This window comes from Plasticicumulans sp., assembly GCF_035331805.1.
In the GTDB taxonomy this organism is placed as follows: Bacteria; Pseudomonadota; Gammaproteobacteria; order Competibacterales; family Competibacteraceae; genus Plasticicumulans.
This window is the reverse complement of record NZ_DAOLKE010000487.1, coordinates 1-2,092: the sequence shown is the minus strand read 5'-3', so window position 1 is coordinate 2,092 and position 2,092 is coordinate 1. Positions and strand designations below refer to the sequence as shown.

Annotated in this window: 2 protein-coding genes; both read left to right on the top strand. The window is 72.8% G+C overall.

Annotated elements, in window-relative coordinates:
* A partial coding sequence (locus PKE44_RS18680) for an AIR synthase-related protein (RefSeq protein WP_324554237.1) occupies window positions 1–242 on the top strand: 242 nt, incomplete at its 5' end.
* Window positions 242–1,966 (top strand): hydrogenase maturation protein, encoded by a 1,725-nt coding sequence (locus PKE44_RS18675; RefSeq protein ID WP_324554235.1) that lies wholly within the window; start codon window positions 242–244, stop codon window positions 1,964–1,966. The genes PKE44_RS18680 and PKE44_RS18675, both read left to right, overlap by 1 nt.
* The last annotated feature ends 126 nt before the right edge of the window (window positions 1,967–2,092 follow it).

The following is a 2,092-nucleotide window of genomic DNA, read 5'->3' as shown; positions in this document are numbered from 1 at the left end:
GCGAGTTCCTCGGCCTCGACCCGCTGTACGTCGCCAACGAAGGCAAGCTGATCGCCATCGTCGATCCGGATCACGCCGAAGCCGCCCTCGCCGCGCTGCGCGCGCATCCGCTCGGGCGCGAGGCCGCGCGCATCGGCGTCTGCACCGATGACGGCCAGCGCTTCGTCGAACTCGAAACCGGCTTCGGCGGCCGGCGCGTCATCGACTGGATCGCCGGCGAACAGCTGCCGAGGATCTGCTGATGGCCGCCGACGAGTCCCTGCTGGCGGCGGCGACACCGCGGCTGCGCATCCTGATGCTCGTGCACGGCTTCAATTCGCTGAGCCAGCGCCTGCACGTCGAACTCGCCGCCCGCGGCCACGTGCTGTCGGTCGAATACGACATCCACGACGCGATCACGCTCGAAGCCGTCGAGCTGTTCCGGCCCGATGTCGTGCTCGCGCCCTACCTCAAGCGCGCGATCCCCGAGGCGGTCTGGCGCCATGTGCCCTGCCTGATCGTGCATCCGGGCATCCCCGGGGACCGCGGGCCGGCGGCGCTCGATCGCGCGATCCTCGAACGCCGTTCGCACTGGGGCGTGACCGTGCTGCAGGCGGTCGCCGAGTTCGATGCCGGCCCGATCTGGGCGCATCGCAGCTTCCCGATGCGCGAGGCGCCGAAGGCGAGCCTGTACCGGCGCGAGGTCACGACCGCGGCGGTCGAGGCCGTGCTCGAAGCCCTGTCGCGCCTCGCCGCCGGCTGGCAGCCCGAAGCGCAGCACGAGGGACTTCCCGGGCGCACGCACCGGCCGGTGTCGCTCGCCGAGCGCACGATCGACTGGACGAGCGACCGCACCGCCGACGTGCTGCGCAAGATCCACTCCGCCGATGGCTACCCCGGCGTGCGCGGCGAGCTGGCCGGCGTCACCTGCCGGCTGTACGACGCCCACGCCGAACACGGGTTGCGCGGTGCCCCCGGCGCGCTGCTGGCCCGCCGCGGCGAGGCGCTCTGCCGGGCGACCGTCGACGGCGCGGTCTGGATCGGCCACGTGCGCCGCGAGGACGAGCACGCGCTGAAGCTGCCGGCGACGCTGGCGCTGGCCGCGGAACTCGCGGGCCTGAGCGATCTGCCCGAACTGCCCGAGGACGACGACGGCCGGGTCGTCTACCGCGAGGCCGACGGCGTCGGCTGGATCGACTTCCCGTTCCACAACGGCGCGATGGGCACGCCGCACTGCCGGCGGCTGGCCGAAACCGTGCGCATGGCGCGCAGCCGCGGCGTGCGCGTGCTGGTGCTGACCGGCGGCCCGGAGTTCTGGTCGAACGGCATCCACCTGAACCTGATCGAGGCCGCCGACAGCCCGGCCGATGCCTCGATGCACAACATCGAGGCCATGAACGACCTCGTCGCCGAGCTGCTCGAATGCCGCGGCCTGTGGCTGATCGCGGCGCTGCGCGGCAACGCCGGCGCCGGCGGCTGCTTCCTCGCGCTCGCCGCCGATGAAGTCCTCGCGCACGACGGCGTGGTGCTGAACCCGCACTACCGCAACATGGGCAACCTGTACGGCTCCGAGTACTGGACCTACCTGCTGCCCAAGCGCGTCGGCGAGGACGGCGTCGCGCACGTGCTCGACCGCCGCCTGCCGCTCGGTGCGCACGAGGCCGCGGCGATCGGCCTGATCGACGGCTGCATCGGCCCGGCCGCCGGCTTCATGGAGGCCGTCGATGCGCATGCGCGCGCCGTCGCTGCCGATCCGGACTTCCCGCGCCTGATCGCCGCCAAGCTCGACGGCTACGCTGCCGACGAGCGCGAGAAGCCGCTCGCGGTCTATCGCGCCGAGGAGCTCGAACGGATGCGGCTGAACTTCTACGGCTTCGACCCGAGCTACCACGTCGCGCGCCACGCCTTCGTGCACCGCCGGCCGCAGTCGTGGACGCCGCTGCACCTGGCCATCCACCGCCGGCGCACGCCGCCGCAGCCGTCATGAGTGCCGCCGAGGACGAGCACCTGCCCGGTGCCCCGGCCGGCAGCAGCGGTGCGGCCGCACCGCTGCCGGTGGTGCTGGTCGTCGATGACGAGCCGCGTTCGCTGCAGACGATCACGCGCGTGCTCG

What these genes read in the sequence shown, in the direction of transcription:
- PKE44_RS18675 (WP_324554235.1), top strand. Translation starts at nt 242, where the DNA reads ATGGCCGCCGACGAGTCCCTGCTGGCGGCGGCGACACCGCGGCTGCGC.